This window comes from Bacillus paralicheniformis, from assembly GCF_002993925.1.
Lineage (GTDB): Bacteria > Bacillota > Bacilli > Bacillales > Bacillaceae > Bacillus > Bacillus paralicheniformis.
On sequence record NZ_CP023665.1, the window covers coordinates 3,043,274 to 3,060,781 of the forward strand.

19 protein-coding genes and 1 tRNA gene are annotated in these 17,508 nt (G+C 44.8%); 3 read left to right on the forward strand and 17 right to left on the reverse strand.

Features of this window, described 5'->3' with window-relative positions; all coding sequences use genetic code 11:
• Nucleotides 1–352 precede the first annotated feature (352 nt).
• Nucleotides 353–580 (forward strand): hypothetical protein, encoded by a 228-nt coding sequence (locus tag CP943_RS15500; RefSeq protein ID WP_228119622.1) that lies wholly within the window; start codon nucleotides 353–355, stop codon nucleotides 578–580.
• Nucleotides 581–624: 44 nt separating this feature from the next.
• Here the strand turns inward: CP943_RS15500 and gdhA are convergent, their stop codons facing one another.
• On the reverse strand, nucleotides 625–2,007 hold the full coding sequence (gene gdhA, locus CP943_RS15505; RefSeq protein WP_105981125.1) for an NADP-specific glutamate dehydrogenase: 1,383 nt from the start codon (nucleotides 2,005–2,007) through the stop codon (nucleotides 625–627).
• Nucleotides 2,008–2,405: 398 nt separating this feature from the next.
• Here gdhA and CP943_RS15510 point away from each other — a divergent pair, with 398 nt between their 5' ends.
• Nucleotides 2,406–2,660, forward strand: coding sequence for a hypothetical protein (locus CP943_RS15510; RefSeq protein WP_020452482.1), 255 nt, complete (start codon nucleotides 2,406–2,408; stop codon nucleotides 2,658–2,660).
• A 44-nt stretch (nucleotides 2,661–2,704) separates the two neighbouring features.
• Here CP943_RS15510 and CP943_RS15515 read toward each other — a convergent pair whose 3' ends face one another.
• From CP943_RS15515 to CP943_RS15580, 14 genes are all read right to left on the reverse strand, one after another.
• Complete coding sequence (locus CP943_RS15515) at nucleotides 2,705–3,196, reverse strand: hypothetical protein (RefSeq protein ID WP_031304790.1); 492 nt, start codon at nucleotides 3,194–3,196, stop codon at nucleotides 2,705–2,707.
• Nucleotides 3,197–3,553: 357 nt separating this feature from the next.
• Nucleotides 3,554–3,627, reverse strand: a tRNA-Arg gene (locus tag CP943_RS15520).
• A gap of 119 nt (nucleotides 3,628–3,746) precedes the next feature.
• Nucleotides 3,747–4,268: a YfcE family phosphodiesterase gene (locus CP943_RS15525; RefSeq protein ID WP_020452484.1), complete on the reverse strand. Its 522-nt coding sequence runs from the start codon at nucleotides 4,266–4,268 to the stop codon at nucleotides 3,747–3,749.
• A 16-nt stretch (nucleotides 4,269–4,284) separates the two neighbouring features.
• Nucleotides 4,285–4,875: an XTP/dITP diphosphatase gene (locus tag CP943_RS15530; RefSeq protein ID WP_020452485.1), complete on the reverse strand. Its 591-nt coding sequence runs from the start codon at nucleotides 4,873–4,875 to the stop codon at nucleotides 4,285–4,287.
• A 22-nt stretch (nucleotides 4,876–4,897) separates the two neighbouring features.
• Entirely contained in the window at nucleotides 4,898–5,638 is a 741-nt protein-coding gene (gene rph, locus CP943_RS15535; RefSeq protein ID WP_020452486.1) for a ribonuclease PH, read from the reverse strand.
• Nucleotides 5,639–5,763: 125 nt separating this feature from the next.
• Entirely contained in the window at nucleotides 5,764–6,873 is a 1,110-nt protein-coding gene (locus CP943_RS15540) for a GerMN domain-containing protein (RefSeq protein ID WP_023855442.1), read from the reverse strand.
• A gap of 152 nt (nucleotides 6,874–7,025) precedes the next feature.
• Nucleotides 7,026–7,844: a glutamate racemase gene (gene racE, locus CP943_RS15545; protein WP_020452488.1), complete on the reverse strand. Its 819-nt coding sequence runs from the start codon at nucleotides 7,842–7,844 to the stop codon at nucleotides 7,026–7,028.
• A gap of 7 nt (nucleotides 7,845–7,851) precedes the next feature.
• On the reverse strand, nucleotides 7,852–8,295 hold the full coding sequence (locus CP943_RS15550) for a MarR family winged helix-turn-helix transcriptional regulator (RefSeq protein WP_003184148.1): 444 nt from the start codon (nucleotides 8,293–8,295) through the stop codon (nucleotides 7,852–7,854).
• 161 nt (nucleotides 8,296–8,456) lie between these two features.
• Nucleotides 8,457–8,681 carry a spore germination transcription factor GerE gene (gene gerE / locus CP943_RS15555; RefSeq protein WP_003184172.1) on the reverse strand — a complete coding sequence of 75 codons (225 nt, stop codon included), beginning with the start codon at nucleotides 8,679–8,681 and terminating at the stop codon, nucleotides 8,457–8,459.
• 175 nt (nucleotides 8,682–8,856) lie between these two features.
• On the reverse strand, nucleotides 8,857–9,555 hold the full coding sequence (locus tag CP943_RS15560; RefSeq protein WP_105981126.1) for an SDR family NAD(P)-dependent oxidoreductase: 699 nt from the start codon (nucleotides 9,553–9,555) through the stop codon (nucleotides 8,857–8,859).
• A gap of 17 nt (nucleotides 9,556–9,572) precedes the next feature.
• Complete coding sequence (locus CP943_RS15565; protein ID WP_105981127.1) at nucleotides 9,573–10,043, reverse strand: acyl-CoA thioesterase; 471 nt, start codon at nucleotides 10,041–10,043, stop codon at nucleotides 9,573–9,575.
• Between the two features lie 63 nt (nucleotides 10,044–10,106).
• Nucleotides 10,107–10,871 (reverse strand): succinate dehydrogenase iron-sulfur subunit, encoded by a 765-nt coding sequence (gene sdhB, locus CP943_RS15570; protein WP_020452491.1) that lies wholly within the window; start codon nucleotides 10,869–10,871, stop codon nucleotides 10,107–10,109.
• Nucleotides 10,868–12,631, reverse strand: a complete 1,764-nt coding sequence (gene sdhA / locus CP943_RS15575; protein WP_020452492.1) for a succinate dehydrogenase flavoprotein subunit — start codon at nucleotides 12,629–12,631, stop codon at nucleotides 10,868–10,870. Before sdhA ends, sdhB begins: the two co-directional genes overlap by 4 nt.
• A 33-nt stretch (nucleotides 12,632–12,664) precedes the next feature.
• Nucleotides 12,665–13,273 (reverse strand): succinate dehydrogenase cytochrome b558 subunit, encoded by a 609-nt coding sequence (locus CP943_RS15580; protein WP_026579115.1) that lies wholly within the window; start codon nucleotides 13,271–13,273, stop codon nucleotides 12,665–12,667.
• A gap of 301 nt (nucleotides 13,274–13,574) precedes the next feature.
• Between CP943_RS15580 and CP943_RS15585 the strand changes: the two genes are divergently transcribed.
• Entirely contained in the window at nucleotides 13,575–14,018 is a 444-nt protein-coding gene (locus tag CP943_RS15585) for a YslB family protein (RefSeq protein ID WP_105981370.1), read from the forward strand.
• 161 nt (nucleotides 14,019–14,179) lie between these two features.
• On the opposite strand, the gene CP943_RS15590 is transcribed toward CP943_RS15585, so the two are convergent.
• Nucleotides 14,180–16,753: an FtsX-like permease family protein gene (locus CP943_RS15590; RefSeq protein WP_105981128.1), complete on the reverse strand. Its 2,574-nt coding sequence runs from the start codon at nucleotides 16,751–16,753 to the stop codon at nucleotides 14,180–14,182.
• Nucleotides 16,750–17,499, reverse strand: coding sequence for an ABC transporter ATP-binding protein (locus CP943_RS15595; protein ID WP_105981129.1), 750 nt, complete (start codon nucleotides 17,497–17,499; stop codon nucleotides 16,750–16,752). Before CP943_RS15595 ends, CP943_RS15590 begins: the two co-directional genes overlap by 4 nt.
• Nucleotides 17,500–17,508: the final 9 nt, after the last annotated feature.

Consider the following 17,508-nt stretch of genomic DNA (forward strand, 5'->3'; position numbering starts at 1 on the left):
TTTTCAAGTGATTTGTTCTTTTGTTTGAACTCATATTACGCCCCTTTACATGCAGTGTCAACCGTATTTTTTAAAATTATTAGACAATTTCGATTAATCAATCTACTTGTATACGCTTACATGATTGATATAAAAGGAAATGCAAAATTGAAAAACAATTTGAAATTTTTTATGCAATCTATAAAGATTACATAAAAAAACTGGTGTTTTATACAGTTTTGTTAGATTTTATGACTGACAACTTTTTAAAATTTCATCCCGGAAGGTTAGATTTTTTACCACATTTGTGTACAGACTCCATTTTACGATTTTTTACATAAACTGCTGTTAATCCAAATAGAAACGGGTGAATATGATGTACCGCACCTTTCCTCCATACTCTGATCCCCGCGTGCGCCAATACCCGGGATACTTCGGTTATCCGACTACTTATGTCTATAATCCTTCAGCACACGGGCCCTATACCTATTATCCGTACGGCGGAGTGTTCACAACTCCGACTCTCGGATTCGGCATCAGCTATCCGGGAATTTCCGTTCCCGCTGTGCACGGCTTTACCGGTGGATTCAGAGAAGATTAACAAAGCACAAAAAAGAGAGAGCATTTTGCTCTCTCTTTTTACGGTTAAACGACTCCCTGAGCGATCATCGCATCCGCCACTTTAATAAATCCGGCTATATTGCAGCCGTCAAGCAGATTGCCGGGACGTCCGTATTCTGAAGCCGCTTCAACGCTTCTCTTGTAAATATCGGTCATGATCGTTCTAAGCTTCTCATCCGTTTCTTCCGCCGTCCAGTGGAGCCGTGCGCTGTTCTGCGCCATTTCGAGCGCTGAAACGGCCACACCGCCGGCATTTGCAGCCTTAGCCGGCCCGAAAAGAACCCCCGCATCCAAAAAGCGTTTGACGGCGCCCTCTTCAGACGGCATATTCGCCCCTTCTCCGACGGCTTTGACCCCATTTGAAATGAGCACTCCGGCCGCTTCTTCGTCAATTTCGTTCTGAGTCGCGCACGGAAGCGCGATATCGCACGGAATAGACCAAATGCCGGAGCATCCTTCGAAATAGTGTGCTTCCGGATGCTCGCTGACATACTCGCGAATCCTTCCGTTCCCGCTTTCTTTAAGCCGCTTCACCGTCTCAAGGCTGATGCCTTTTTCATCATAGACATAGCCATCAGAATCACTGCAGGCCACTACTTTTGCGCCGAATTGAGCGGCTTTTTCCATCGCATACAGCGCCACATTGCCTGAACCGGAGACGACAACGGTGCTGTTTTCAAAACGCAGCCCCTGATCCTTCAGCATTTCTTCTACGAAATAAACCAGACCGTACCCTGTCGCTTCTTTCCTCGTCAAACTGCCCCCGTATTCAAGGCCTTTGCCTGTTAACACACCTGCATCATAGCGGCCCCGAATTTTTTTATACTGTCCGAACATAAACCCGACTTCCCTAGCTCCGACACCAATATCACCGGCAGGGATATCTGTGTCCGGTCCAATATGTCTGTACAGTTCATTCATGAAGCTTTGCGTAAAACTCATGATCTCCCTGTCAGACTTGCCCTTCGGATCAAAATCAGCCCCGCCTTTTCCGCCGCCGATCGGTTGGCCGGTCAAAGAATTTTTAAAAATTTGTTCGAAGCCTAAAAATTTAATAATGCTCGCATTTACAGAAGGATGAAAACGGATGCCGCCTTTATACGGACCAATTGCGCTGCTAAATTGAACCCGGTACCCCCTGTTAACCTGGATATTGCCTTCATCATCGACCCACGGCACCCTGAAGGTGATCATCCGTTCAGGCTCTGCAATCCTTTCAAGAATGCGGTGTTCGATATACTTTGGATGTCTTGCCAATACAGGGACGAGGGAATCGAAAATTTCTTTTACAGCTTGAAGAAATTCGCTTTCGTGAAGATTTCGCTGCCGCACTGTCTCGTATGCTTTTGTCACATAATCTCTCGCCATCTGAACATTTGTTTGCTCCATTTTTTCTAGCGTATGCATCTTTCTTCAGCTCCCTTTCTAAAATAAAAGCAGAACGAACGTTGTAAGATTTTCTACATGGTAAATTTTACAACCAATGCCCCATTTACATCAATCTGGAAAACAGATTAAACCATTGCTGAATTGAGATGTATAACAAAAAGCGAGAATAGACGGGTATTAAGATAGAAGAACCGTTCTTAAATGCTGAGGAGAAAAGAACCAATAAACCATAAAATACCATAACATCCGAAAGGTTTTTTCTGTGCTTTTCGTTGCGATCGGCGCATTTGCCCGTTGTACTCTCGGCAGAAAATGAGCATCTTCTCCCGTTCTTAAAATGAATCCTACTGCACAAAACGAAAACACATAGCTCTTCTTTTTCATGGCAACAATAAAACTAAAACAGGGGTGATCTGATGGACGACAAAAAAGAACTGTCAAACGTTGAAACACAAAGAAACTTTTTAACGGCAGAAGAATTTCCTGAAGGAGCGTATGGAGCTGCCCAGGGCAAAGACAAGCCTGTTGAAAACAAAAACACGCCATGGAAGGAAGGTCAGCAGTACTACAGCAATTTCACATATGAATTCCGCAACCTCCACCAAGGAATGCCGCGACAGTACCCCGGGGCGCATCCAACTCATGACGAAAAGGATCAAAACGAGGAATGACCGATATAAAAAAGAGCCGTGCTAAACGGCTCTTTTAAGCTTTTTTATTGGAGGGGCTGCTGGAAATTTTGATTGTGCTGCTGGTTTTGTTGGTTTTGCTGACCCTGTTGACCTTGCTGTCCTTGCTGGTTAAATGACTGCTGCGCCTGCTGAAGTGCCTGGCTCATTTGGTTCATGGCCTGGTTTGTCTGGATCCCTTGAAGAGCCTGATTCAGCTGCTGAACAGCCTGCTGAATGCTTTGCTGAATTTGCTGATCCGTCTGCTGCATCTGCTGCTGAGATTGGGAGCTGAACTGCTGAATTTGCTGCTTCAGCTGATTGATTCCCTGGCTCAATTGAGAGCTCTGCTGGCCGCTTTGGCCCTGCTGCTGTGACCCCATTTGATTAACAGTTTGCTCCAGCTGGGCAAGCTGCTGCTGGATATTTCCGAATTCCTGAGCAAGTTCGGTATCCGTGATGTTCACTCCGAGCAGCTGCTCATGCTTTTGTTTTTGTTGCTTTTGTTTTTGCTGCTGGTTTTGCTGTTGTTTTGTCATGACAACATCCTCCTTAAAATTGATCACACCCTTTATCTTTTTCATTTTGTTCGAAATGATGAAAGGGAATTTTTAGGATGTTGTTGCTTGAAGAAAAAGGCCATTCAGAGAACTACTCTCACCTCAAGATACAAATGGAGATGTTCTTGGAAGAAGTATAGAAAGAGGATTAGGTACCTCAGAAGTTGTTATAAATGAAAAAATGGAGTGTATATTTTAATAGGATATCCAATAAATAATGGAGTTTTAAATCCGCTCCCAAAACATATTTTCAAACCAAAAATAGAGCAGAAGTCCCATTAAATAAAAAAGCCTGAAACCCTTGTATACCAAGAAGTTTGAGGCTTTTTTCAGAGACGTCCCAGGAGAGATTCGAACTCCCGACCGACGGCTTAGAAGGCCGTTGCTCTATCCTGCTGAGCTACTGGGACATGATGTTGTTTTGTTTCGCTTTAACTATCAGCGACAAGATTTATTATATGCGGATCGGGACATAAAGTCAACAACTTTTTAGAATTTTTTTCTTCACGAGGAAGAAAAAAATTCTTCCTCATGAATGTGCTGGCAGTTGGATATGGTTCGTCAGGCTTTCGACTTCCCGGCCGTCCAAGTCGTAAAAGCGGACCGTTGCATTGTCTTTGTCAATGTTCAGTATAGCATAAGTTTTTTCTTTCCGCACCCGCGGAAGGCGGATGCTGCCGGGGTTGATCAGCAGTTTTCCGTCCATCAGTTCGCTTCCCGCGATGTGGGAATGGCCGAAACAGATGATGTCGGCGCCGAGTTCTTCAGCGCGGTAGTATACATTTAAAAGCGACTGTTTAATGCCGTATAAATGCCCGTGTGTGAAAAAAAGCTTTTTTGATCCGACGGGAACGACAATTTCGTCTTTAAACTCCCCGTAAAAATCGCAGTTTCCTTTTACCGTTAAGTAAGAGGAAAGCGCGGGATGGGAAGGATCCAATTCGGAATCCCCGCAATGGATCATGAGATCTGTTTCCTTCCCGTGCCGCTCAGCGATCATTTCCAGTTCGTCTTCAAGGCCGTGGCTGTCACTGACAATCAGAACCTTCATGATCGGCCCTCCTCCTTTACGCTTGGTCCAATAGAGCGGACAGTTTTTTCAGTGCTTCCGCTCTGTGGCTGATTTTGTTCTTTTCGCCGCTTGAGAGCTCGGCCATCGTTTGATCTTTGTCTTTGACGAGAAAAACCGGGTCGTAGCCGAAGCCGTTTGTGCCGCGCGGTTCTTCGGTAATGTATCCTTCCACAGAACCTTCGACCGTTTTCGTTTCCTGTCCTGGAATGCATAATGCGAGCGCGCATCTGAACCTCGCGGAGCGGTCTTCTTTTTCCACCCCTTCAAGCTCTTTCAATAGCTTTTTCAGGTTGGCGAGATCGTTTTTCTCTTCTCCTGCATAGCGGGCCGAGTATACGCCGGGACTGCCGCCGAGGTAGTCGACAGACAGGCCTGAGTCATCGGCAATTACGATTTTGCCGGTTTCTTTCGAAATCGTTTCCGCTTTAATCACCGCGTTTTCTTCAAACGTCTGCCCGGTTTCTTCGATTTCGGGCGTATAGCCGATGTCCAGTAGAGATTTGACATCGTAGCCTCTCGGTTCGAGCATCGCTTTGAATTCCCTGACTTTTCCTTCGTTTTTCGTGGCAATGATGACTTCTTTCATCGTGTATCAAGCCTTTCTCATGTTATTGTTGAATGGCTGATGCAACGTCGCCGAGCACTTCTTTCTGCTTTTCGATGAGTTCGGCGATCCCTTTTTCAGCCAGTTCTAAAAGCCCGTCCAATTCACTTCTTGAGAATGTCGCTTCCTCCCCTGTTCCCTGAAGTTCGACAAAGCGGCCTTCACCTGTCATGACGACGTTCATATCCACCTCTGCCGCAGAATCTTCCTGGTAGTTCAAATCAAGGATTAATCCTTTTTCCTTATCGATTCCCACTGAAGTGGCAGCCAAAAAGTCAGTGATCGGCATCGCCTTCAGCGTGCCTTTTTCGACAAGTCTTCCGACGGCAAGCGCCATGGCCGTAAATGCTCCGGTGATCGACGCGGTTCTCGTGCCTCCGTCAGCCTGAATGACGTCGCAGTCGATCCAGATCGTCCGCTCACCGAGCTTTTCCAAATCAACGACCGCCCGCAAAGCTCGTCCGATCAGCCGTTGAATTTCCATCGTCCGCCCGGAGATTTTCCCTTTTGACGATTCCCTGATCGTCCTTTGGTTCGTGGCCCGCGGCAGCATGCTGTATTCCGCGGTGATCCAGCCCTTCCCTTCTCCTCTCAAAAAGGGCGGTACGCGGTCTTCCACAGACGCGTTGCATATCACCTTTGTCCCGCCGACTGTGATCAGGACCGATCCCTCGGGATGCGTAATGAAGTCGAGGTCCATTGTGACAGGGCGCAGTTCATTGTTTTCTCTTCCATCGTATCTCATTTTTTACCTCCGATTGTATGTACATAAACCTTTCACAATCATTCTGCTCTTCCAAAAAGCTGAATAAAGAAAGAGGCAGCTTTAATCGCTTACCTCTTTTTTTATAGTATATCAAAAATCTCTACTTAAAAACTACCTGTGTTCACCTTGCTCGGTCTTGAAACCGGCTTGGAAAGCTTTTCTCCTTTTTCATTGACGAGCTCGGATTTTCCGTTCACAGTAACCGACACACTTTTCACATCAGGCAGTTCGGTTAATGTCAGCACAATACTATTTAACACTTCATCCGATATCACTTTCTTCTCGCCGTCGGCGCTCCCGTAGATCGCTTCGTTAAAGTCGAGAGTCACATGGCCGTCTTCAATCTTCGGCTCGTTTTCAAGCTTGACATCGCCCTGGAAATCGGAAAGTAGGCCGCTTTTATTGCCCGGTCCTTCCGTCAGCTCTTTAATCGCCGCCGTCACCTGGTCTTTTTCTTTTGCAGACGTCCGTTTCGTTACAGGAACATAGTATGTGCCTTTGTCCGATTCAGCCAAATAATAGACGGTGACCGGCTGTGTCGCCGTTATATCGGTCACACCCGCCGTATCGAGGTTGATGCCGTCCTCGCGGCTGAGTTCTTCTGAAATCGGCGTGCCGTTAACAGGCATTTCTTTCAAATCATGGCCGTTCATGCGGATCTTCACTTTATCAATCGAGTTAAACTGTGTTAACGTCCATGTAATCGCCTGTACGATTTTTTGCTCGTCTTCAGCTTTATAGTTTTTAAATTCATTTGAAAAGTCAGCGATCGCTGTTCCGTCTTCTTTAATATCAACATTGACCGCTGTATCCGCCGGCAGCACGGCTCTGAATCCGTTTGGCATGATGTTTGAAACAGGGCCGCCTTCAACGAGGTATTCAAGCGCTTGTTTAGCCGTACCTTCCTGCTTTGGCAGCGGCAGCGTCTGCGCTGTCACATAGCCGTTCTTATCAATGAGATAAAGCTCTCTCATGACCGTATCGCTCGTTTGAGCCGCTTTATCGTCGCTTGTCGTTTTGCTGCCTTTGTCTTCTGTTTTATCTTTGGTTTTGTCTGTTTTGTCTTGCTCCTTCTCCTCTTTTACATATGTGATGTCCTGCGGCGGATCTATCTCCTCTGAGGCTTGATCTGACTGAAATATTCCGCACCCGGAAAGAAGCAGCGCGGAGGCCGTAACCGAAACCGCGATTCCTTTCATTCCTTTTTTCAGCATACTTTTCCCTCCTAAGGCAGTTTGTACTATTATGTATACGAGCCCGTTTTTGAATTAGACCGCTTTTTAAAAAAATCCCTCTGAATACAAAAAACCTTTTCTTTTAAAGAAAAGGCTCATGAAAAAAGCTGCCGTTTGCTTGTGCGGCAGCTTTATTTTATAGCGGTTTCCTGAAGAGAAATGCTTTCCACATTTTTCACTTCGTATCCAAACCAATCATTTGCAATTTTTGTGAAGCGGGCGCGCTCCCCGGTTGTTAAAAACAAGTGTTCCGGCGGTTCACCCGTTTTGCTTAATAAACCGTTGTATGACAAGATCGTGCTGACTTCCCTGGCCGTTTCATCTCCGGAGGAAATGATGTTGACGCGCTCTCCCATATAGCGCTGAATCGGCTCTTTTAAAATCGGATAATGCGTGCATCCGAGAATCAGTGTATCGATTGATGAATCCCTGAGCGGGTGCAGTGACGACCTGACGATTTCATCAGCCGTCTCATCCAAAAATTTACCGCTTTCCACAAACGGGACAAACATCGGGCAAGCCAGATTTTCTACCGTTAAATCTCCGTTCAGCGAAAGAAGCGCTTCTTCATATGCGCCGCTTTTGATCGTGTTTTCTGTTCCGATCACGCCGATCCGCTGGTTCTCCGTCACTTTAATCGCGGTTCTGGCTCCGGGCTGCACAACGCCGATGACCGGGATCGCTACTTCTCTGCTGATTTCTTCAAGTGCGATGGCCGTCGCTGTATTGCAGGCGATCACGAGCATTTTAATATGGTGGCGGGATAACAAATAATTTGTCATTTCCCATGTATATGACAGGACTTCTTTTCTGTCCCGGGGTCCGTACGGACACCTTTTCGTATCTCCAAGATATATAATTTTTTCTTTCGGCAGCTGCCTCATGATTTCTTTTGCAACGGTTAAACCGCCGACTCCCGAATCGATGACTCCTATCGGTTGATCCAACAAAATCGCCTCATTTTCTGTTCATTTCCTGCTGAAGTTTAATTAATAATTTTTCAAATGCGGCTGTTTCTTCCTCGGAAAACGCCTCTAACATGTCTTCCAAATAGTCCTGCCTTTTTTGAATGACCTCCTGGATGATCCGCTCTCCTTCCGAGAGAAGATGAATGCGGACTACGCGCCTGTCGGACGGATCTTTCACCCGTTCAACGAGGTTGTTTTTCTCCATTCGGTCAATTAAATCCGTCGTGGTGCTGCACGCCAGGTACATCTTTTGTGATAACTCGCCGATCGTCATATCCCCGTATTCATACAGCCATTGAAGACCGACAAACTGGGGAGGGGTAATCGTATATTGGGTGAGAATTTCTCTTCCTTTTTGTTTGATGATGCCCGCAATATGGCGGAGTGATTTTTCAATATCCGCTATGTGATTCAAAGAAGCATTCGAATTCATTTTCTCTACCTCGCTCGACTCGTTGTTTTGTTTTCAAAACACTTGAGTCTATTTTCCTTCTTTTCTACACAAATTGCAAGACTTCAACATGAATATACAAATTGCACCTCAAAACAAATAACCGGTTCCCTTCTTGTTACAAGAAGGAACACCGGCTCAATTTAGAGCTCTAGCTCACCCATTCGAAGAAGTTCAACAACAGCTTGCGAACGGCCTTTCACTCCCAATTTTTGCATCGCATTGGAAATGTGATTACGTACAGTCTTTTCACTTATAAAGAGCTCGCTTGCGATTTCCTTTGTTGTCTTGTCTTGAACGAGCAATTCGAACACTTCTCTTTCTCTTTTTGTTAGCAGCGGCTTTGATTGAAACTCTTTCTCCTTCAAGTATTGTAACCCTCCTTGCTAAGGTGAGAGCTGATCTGAAACGAATGGGTTTCGATATAGTCGTGATATCATATGAAACATACGCAAGGTCGGTGACGTTTCTGACGGAGAAAAGGGTTCCCTCAAACACCTATTTTTCAGATCATGACACAGGCATCGTTTCAGGGCTGAACTTCTAAGGAAGACATTTTAAAATCCAGGCGATCAGCCGCCATCTTTTCGTAATATATGCGTGCGTTTTCTTTTTCTGCACAGCACTGATGATTTGTGCAGCCGCTTTTTCGGGCGAAGCCGTCCAAAACAGGTGATCACCTTTTGCAAGAGCCGTGTCCACAAAGCCCGGCTGAATTTCGGTGACCACGATTTCATCATACCCAAGTTTTTTCACTTTTTGACGGAGCCCATTTAAGTAATTAGAAACGAATGCTTTTGAAGCGGCGTAGGTGACGGCCCCTCCGTTTCCTCTCAGCGCGGCAATGGATGAAATGCCGACTAAATGCCCTTTCCCATTTTTGATAAAATGCTCCATCAACACGTTCGAGCAGGACACAAATCCTGTCATATTGACATCGATCGTTTCCTTTTCTTTGCTCCAATCCATTTCGCTTTCCAAATATCCAACACCTGAACAGATGAAGACTGCATCTGCCCAATTCATCTCATCAAGCAGTTCTTTCAACAGTATAGGCGAGCGTTCGCTGTCGGCTGTATCGATCTTTTTAATGTATGAAGGTCCAGGGAGGTCGTCGCGCAATTTGGCTAGCAGTTCATACCTTCTTGCAGCAAGACCGACCTCAACTCCTGCGGCTGACAGCTGCTTGGCAAGCGCCTTGCCAATTCCGGAACTCGCGCCGATGATCATCGCTTTTTTCATTTTCCTCTACCTCTCAATTATTTCTCAGGAAATGAGTGATTGCCAAGCAGTTTTGCTTTTTGTTCATCTGTCCATTTCACCGGTTTACCCGTATCTTTCGCAATTTGCACCATAACCGCCACCCCTGTAAAGCAAAGGTCACCTTCCCCATTTTTCGCCGCATAGTGGAGGGTGAGGGAAGCGTTGCCGACAGATGCTGTTTTGACGCCGATTTTCAAATGTTCATGAAGGATGACCTGCTGAAAATAATCGCATTGCTGGCTCGCCACGACGGGAATGGACGCGCTCTTCCCGTCTGAAAGGCGGCCCATGACGCCCAGGTGCTTGAAATAGGAAATCCTCGCTTCCTCGAAATAGACAAACGGTGTGACATTGTTCATATGACCGAACATGTCCGTTTCTGAAAAACGGACGGATACTTCATCAAAAAAAGAAAATGACTGACACCATGTGTCAAACGGTTCTTCAATATATCCCGGCAGCTTCATTGTTTTTCATCCCCTTTGGTCATAAAAACACCTCTTCGGCTTGAAGAGGTGCGTTTTTTCGTGTTATTCCGTGTTGTCGCTTCCGAAGAAGTTTTTAAACGCCTGAACGGTTGTATCCCTGTTTAATGCAGCGATTGAGGTTGTGAGCGGGATGCCTTTCGGACATGACTGCACGCAGTTTTGTGAATTTCCGCATTCGGCCAGTCCGCCGTCTCCCATAATCGCTTCAAGTCGTTCCGATTTGTTCATCGCGCCTGTCGGATGGCTATTGAATAAGCGGACTTGCGAGAGCGGTGCAGGTCCCATAAAGTTTGTTTTATCGTTCACGTTTGGACAAGCTTCAAGACATACGCCGCAAGTCATGCATTTTGACAGCTCATACGCCCACTGCCGTCTTCTTTCCGGCATTCTCGGTCCCGGTCCGAGGTCATATGTGCCGTCGATCGGTACCCATGCTTTGACTTTCTTCAATGAATCAAACATGCGGCTCCGGTCCACTTGAAGGTCGCGGACAACCGGGAATGTTTTCATCGGTTCAAGGCGGATCGGCTGCTCAAGCTGGTCGATCAGGGCTGTACAGGACTGTCTCGGCTTGCCGTTGATCACCATCGAGCAAGCGCCGCACACTTCCTCGAGACAGTTCATATCCCAAGCAATCGGCGACGTTTTTTCCCCTTTCGTATTAACCGGGTTCCTTCTGATTTCCATCAAAGCGGAAATGACGTTCATATTCGGACGGTATGGAATTTCAAACTCTTCCTGGTAAGGACTAGAATCCGATGTATCCTGACGAGTGATGATAAACTTGATTGTCTTATTTTCACTCATGATTTCGCCACCTTTTTCTTCGAGTAATCCCGTTTACGCGGTGCGATTAATGAAACATCGACATCCTCATAATGGAATTTCGGGGCTTCAAAATCGCCTGCATGTTTCGCCATTGTTGTTTTCAGCCATTCCTCGTCATTACGTTCAGGGAAATCCGGTTTATAATGGGCGCCGCGGCTCTCATTCCGGTTGTATGCACCGAGCGTGATCACCCGTGCCAATTGCAGCATGTTGTGCAGCTGGCGTGTGAATACGGCGCCCTGGTTGCTCCATTTTGCCGTATCGTTGATATTGATGTTTTGGTAGCGCTCGGCAAGCTCTTGGATTTTTTCATCCGTTTTCAGCAGCTTGTCATTGTGGCGCACAACCGTCACGTTATCTGTCATCCATTCGCCGAGCTCTTTATGAAGGACATATGCATTTTCATTGCCGTCCATTTTCATAATGTCAGCCCACTTTTCTTCTTCCTTTTTGACGCAGCTGTCGAAAACGGAAGAAGACAGATCTTCTGCGGATGTTTCAAGACCTTGAATATATTCAACGGCTTTCGGACCTGCCACCATGCCGCCGTAAATGGCTGACAAGAGCGAGTTCGCGCCCAGGCGGTTTCCGCCGTGCATTGAATAATCGCATTCCCCTGCGGCAAACAGTCCTGGAATGTTGGTCATCTGATTGTAGTCGACCCAGAGTCCGCCCATTGAGTAGTGGACTGCAGGGAAAATCTTCATCGGCAGCTTGCGCGGATCGTCACCCATGAATTTTTCATAGATTTCAATGATTCCGCCCAACTTGATGTCCAATTCCTTCGGATCTTTGTGGGAAAGATCGAGATATACCATGTTTTCGCCGTTGATGCCGAGCTTTTGTCTGACGCATACATCAAATATTTCACGCGTCGCAATATCCCGCGGCACAAGGTTTCCGTATGCCGGATATTTCTCTTCGAGGAAATACCAAGGCTTGCCGTCTTTATACGTCCAGACTCGTCCGCCTTCACCGCGCGCCGATTCGCTCATTAGACGGAGCTTGTCGTCTCCCGGAATGGCGGTCGGGTGGATCTGGATGAATTCTCCGTTCGCATAGTAAGCGCCCTGCTGGTAAACGATCGAAGCGGCTGATCCGGTATTGATCATCGAGTTCGTCGATTTTCCAAAGATGATGCCCGGTCCCCCGGTCGCCATGATGACTGCGTCTGAACGGAACGACTCGATTTCCATCGTCGTCAGATTTTGGGCGACGATGCCCCGGCACGCATTGTCATCATCAAGCACGGCTCCGAGAAACTCCCAGCCTTCATATTTCGAAACAAGCCCTTCTACTTCAAAGCGGCGAACCTGCTCATCCAGCGCGTACAAGAGCTGCTGTCCGGTCGTCGCCCCCGCATATGCCGTTCTGTGATGCTGGGTTCCCCCGAAGCGCCGGAAGTCAAGCAGCCCTTCAGGTGTTCTGTTAAACATGACGCCCATGCGGTCAAGCAAATGAATAATCGACGGCGCCGCATCACACATCGCTTTGACCGGCGGCTGGTTGGCCAGAAAGTCGCCTCCGTAAACGGTATCGTCAAAATGCTCCCAAGGGGAGTCGCCTTCACCTTTTGTATTGACCGCTCCGTTGATTCCGCCCTGCGCACATACGGAATGTGAGCGCTTAACGGGAACGATCGAAAATAGTTTTACATTTGTTCCTGCTTCCGCAGCTTTAATGGTCGCCATCAGACCCGCAAGTCCTCCGCCGACAACGATGATGCTTGAATTGCTCATGCCTGCCCCACTCCCTCTAGTAATCTAGTTCTTTTACACAAATGCCAAAATCGCTCTCAGCCCTACATAGGACAACACAACAAAGACTCCCATTGTCACAAACGTGGCGATTCGCTGTGAGCGAGGAGAAACGGTGATTCCCCAAGTGACAGCAAACGACCATAAACCGTTTGAAAAGTGGAAGATTGTTGAGAGGACACCTACAATGTAAAAGCCGAGCATGATCGGGGAGCTCAAAATATCAGCCATCATGTCAAAGTTTACTTCTGCCCCCATTTGGGCGGCAATCCGTGTTTGCCACACGTGCCAGCTGACAAAAATCAAGGTAACGATTCCTGTAATCCGCTGCAGAACGAACATCCAGTTTCTAAAAAAGCCGAATCTGTTCGCATTATTTTTTGCTGTAAAAACTATGTATACTCCATAAACAGCATGATAAATCAGCGGAAGGAAAATCACGAAGATTTCCAAGACGTACCTGAACGGCAGGTTTTCCATAAAGTGAGCGGCGTTATTAAACGCCTCTGCTCCGCTTGCCGCAAAATGGTTGACAACCAAATGCTGGATTAAAAATATGCCTACCGGTATGACGCCAAGCAAAGAATGCAGTCTTCGATAAACAAACTCTCTGTTCCCGGCCATTGCTTTACCCCCTAGTTGAAAAGTGCAGTAAAAATGAAAGGTCTCCTATCCCCCGTCCTGTTTCAAATATCGCACTTTGTTAAGTTTTTATGACAATTTCATTTTACTCCTATGAGAAATAGGCGTCAAGAAAACGCGTACATAAATTGAAATTTTCTAAAATTTAATCATATTTTAGAAAATTTTATTTTATCAAAATATAAATATATCAGATTTTTTTCTTCCTAATTGCATGTCCCCGCTGTAATCTTTCACCCCATTTAAGCTATAATAAACGGAGAAAAGAGGGGAGACATTGGATATGAACAAATATGAAGCAAACTTAGCGCAATTAAAAGAGCTGGAAGTCTCCGCATATGGCTATGAGTTGATCAGGGAAGTGCTGCTTCCCGATATGCTGGGACAAGACTACGCAGATATGATGTACTGGGCGGGAAAAAAGCTCGCCCGCAAGTTCCCGCTTGAATCCAGGGAGGATCTTCCCGCTTTCTTTCTGGATGCAGGCTGGGGAACGCTTACGATCGCCCATTCAAAAAAACAGGAGCTTGAGTTTGAGCTCGAAGGCCCGCTGGTCTCAAACCGCCTCAAATATCAAAAGGAACCCTGCTTTCAGCTAGAAGCCGGATTTATCGCCGAGCAAATCCAGCTGATGAACGAACAAATTGCCGAATCGTATGAACAAGTGAAAAAAAGAGCCGGAAAAGTTGTATTGACCGTCAAATGGGATATGAAAGATCCGGCATGATGCTCGAAAGGCTGCTGTTGATTTTCAGCAGCCTTTTTACAATAAAACCCAAATAGACATACATTCTTAAACCTTCTGCTGAGAATATCGGCAAATCACACATCCACTGCTTATTTTTATCGTCAATGATCACTTAAGTTAGAAACGGTTATGCTTAAAAATTAATCTTCAAACACCGATCTTACTAAGTTACTTTTTGAAAGCCACAGTGCAGAAGGAAGGGCAGATAGAATACCCAGTAACGGACTTATTAATAATATGATGAAAATTATCACATAAGGCATTTCGAGATTCTTTACATCTAAAGCTGATAATAGATTATACCCCAGTATAACGCTTGAAATTAAACCCATTATACAGCCAGCTAATGAAATAACAATTCCTTCATATAAAGCGAGTCGAACGATTTGCCACGGCTTTCCACCTATGGCTCTCATCATCGCAAACTCTTTTTTACTTTCCCTTAAATTGCTTGCCATACTATTCATTAAGCCAACAAGTGCAATTAAGGTGATGATTAACACGCTGCTTCCCAATAATACAATACGCTGTTTGTACTGTTGATAAAATTTATCCATTTCTTCTTTTCTATCATACAAAATAGCATCTTGATATTGTGGATTTTCCATCAGTTTCTCAATTTTGGCCTTTATATGGCCTTTTTCACTTTGGTCCTTAATATTAAAAAATATTTGTTCTGTTTTTTGAAGATGAAACAACCCTTTTAACGTAGTCTCATTAGTAAAGAATCTTAAATCTTCATCAGGTAAAATAGGCACTTCGTCAACCACACCGACAATGCGTAATGTAAATGGCTTCTTGCCAGAAACTTCACTTAATTCATCTGGTTCCAATGTGACTGTATCTCCGACTCGAAACCCGATGTCCTCAGAGAATTGTTTCGTAATCACGGCCTCATCATCTTTAAGGTGATCAATTCGGCCTTTCACAATTTCAAAAGGGGCAGTGTTGCGTACTTTTTCCAAATCCAGGCCGCCCACACTCGTTAAAACTTCTTTTTTTCCGTTTACGGTCATAAATTGCCCGTTCCAGTTTGAATCTACTTTTTTTATATCTAAATCCAAAGTATGTGTTAATATACTTGTTTGAACCGGGATTGTTTCAACTTCGTTCATATGATCAATTTGTTTTATAATTGAAGAAGAGAAACCTGGTTCATACGAGGCTTCTGTAGCCTGTATGACATAATCAAGCGGATATTGTTTTGATATTGTTTTTTCTGTTTGACTGACAACAGCTTGCAAAATCATATATCCAACGAATCCAACAATGACTGCTAACGTTAATACCCTGGCAATTTGCTGACTTCTTCTCATTCTTTTCAGAGCATTTCTTCCGGCAATCATGCTTTCCATTTGATAAAACGGCCTTAAGAGAAAAGTTAGTGCCGTTACAATGATCCTCAATACTGCAGGAGTCATCACAAACATAATGAGTACAAATGATACCCCTAACAGAATACTGAAGCTGCCGCTTCCTCCGCTTTTATGCACTGCAAATGTCATAGCTGCCAGCAATAGCAAAATCATGGTCAGGCCGATAATGGTTCCTTTTGATTCCGCTTTACTTTTACTAATTTTTTGGCTGTATGCAGCGATAGGAGAAAGCCTGCTAGTCGATAAAGCTGGTATTGTTGCTGCTAAGACAGTCAAAAGAATGCTTCCAAAAAACGAAATGATTATACTTTTTGCCGGGATTGATATTGATTGGATGGAATAGCCTATAAATTGTTCAGCAATATTTGTCAGGGCATAACATAGTACAGTACCTGTAACCGTTCCTATTAATGCAGCCATAGTCCCTATCAGAAAAGCTTCCCAGATGACCATATAAAACAATTGGGCAGGCTTTCCGCCTAAAAGTCTTAATGTTGCTAATTCCTTTTGTCTTTCTTGAACCGACATTTGCAAAGTGCTGACTACGATTAAAAGGCTTCCTAACAAGACTGTAATTGATAAACCGTTGACAATCGGTTTTAACCCGCCCAGTTGTTCTTTCTCTGTCGTCATCGCCTTTCGTTGATCAATGGATATGTCTGCAAAATGTTCCTTTAAATCCTCTATTACTTTTTGTTTATCAGCTGATTGATTTAATTTCAGCATGACTGCCGTTGCTTTATTTTCATTATGAGTTTGTGCTGCGAGCCAATCATAATCAAAAATGACGATATTATTTAATTGCTCGCTTTCATTTAAAATACCAGATACTCGTACCTTTACGTCGTCCCCTGGAGGAAAAGGGAAACTAATTTCAGAATCAATATCCAAGCCCTTAGCTTTTGCGTATCGAGCAGGGATTACCACTTCCTGAGCTTTCGGAAATCCACCTTTACCGATGGAAACCAGAGGGTGCTCCATAGCCAATTGGTGATGTTTAAAGCCTATATAAACAGGCTGAGATGCAACAGCAGCCGGCATATCTTCGCTTGCATACGGAAATAACATCGGGGTTATTTGATCTACATCTGGAAATCCCTCTATCTTTTGCAAATCTTTCGCACTCAATTTTTTGGTTGATCCGTTATAACCTGAAACCAGATCAAAATCTCCATATTTTCCCAACACAGATTTTTCGTTTGATTGTTCTAAAGTTGTCATCATGATTTGCGAAATAATGAGCAGCATAACCCCAAGACTAATACCGATCACAGCAAATATAGACCTGGCTCTTCTTGCTTTCAAAAATCGCCAAGCCAATTGAGCAGTTAATTTCATGCGTATACATCCTCTAATCTTTTAGTGATATGGCTTAAATTTACTTTAGGAGTCGCAGTAAGCTGAATATCTCCCGCCAATTCACCGTCCTTCATAAATACAATCCGATGTGCATGTGAAGCCACATTTGCATCATGCGTCACCATGATAAGCGATTGTTTTTTCGTATCGCAAAAGTGGCGGAGAATTGTCAAAATGGCATCACCAGCTTTAGTATCAAGACTTCCGGTTGGTTCATCTGCTAATACGATACTGGGTTCCATAATAAGCGCTCTTGCAATTGCAACCCGCTGCTGCTGTCCCCCTGACATCTGGGACGGATAAGAAGAAGCGAGTCTTCCAATCCCTAATAATTGCAGCAAATCATTTGCCTTTTTATTTACCGATTTATCTTTCTTTCCAGCTAGGAGTATAGGAAGCGTTATATTCTCCTCCGCCGTTAGAACAGGAATCAAATTAAACATTTGGAAAATAAAACCGATATTATCTCTTCTGAGTTGTGTAATTTGAGCCTCATTGCAATGAGATAAATGAATACCGTCTAGTGTGACTTCTCCTGAAGTTGGTTTATCTAGCCCTGACAGCATATTTAATAACGTAGACTTTCCCGAGCCGCTAGGACCCATAATGGCTGTAAATTCACCTTTTTTTATATCCAAATCAATATTTCTCAATGCAAAAAATTGATGTGCTCCCTCTCCATATGACTTTGATAACTTTTTAGTTTGCAGGACTGAAGCTCTCATGTTTTTCAC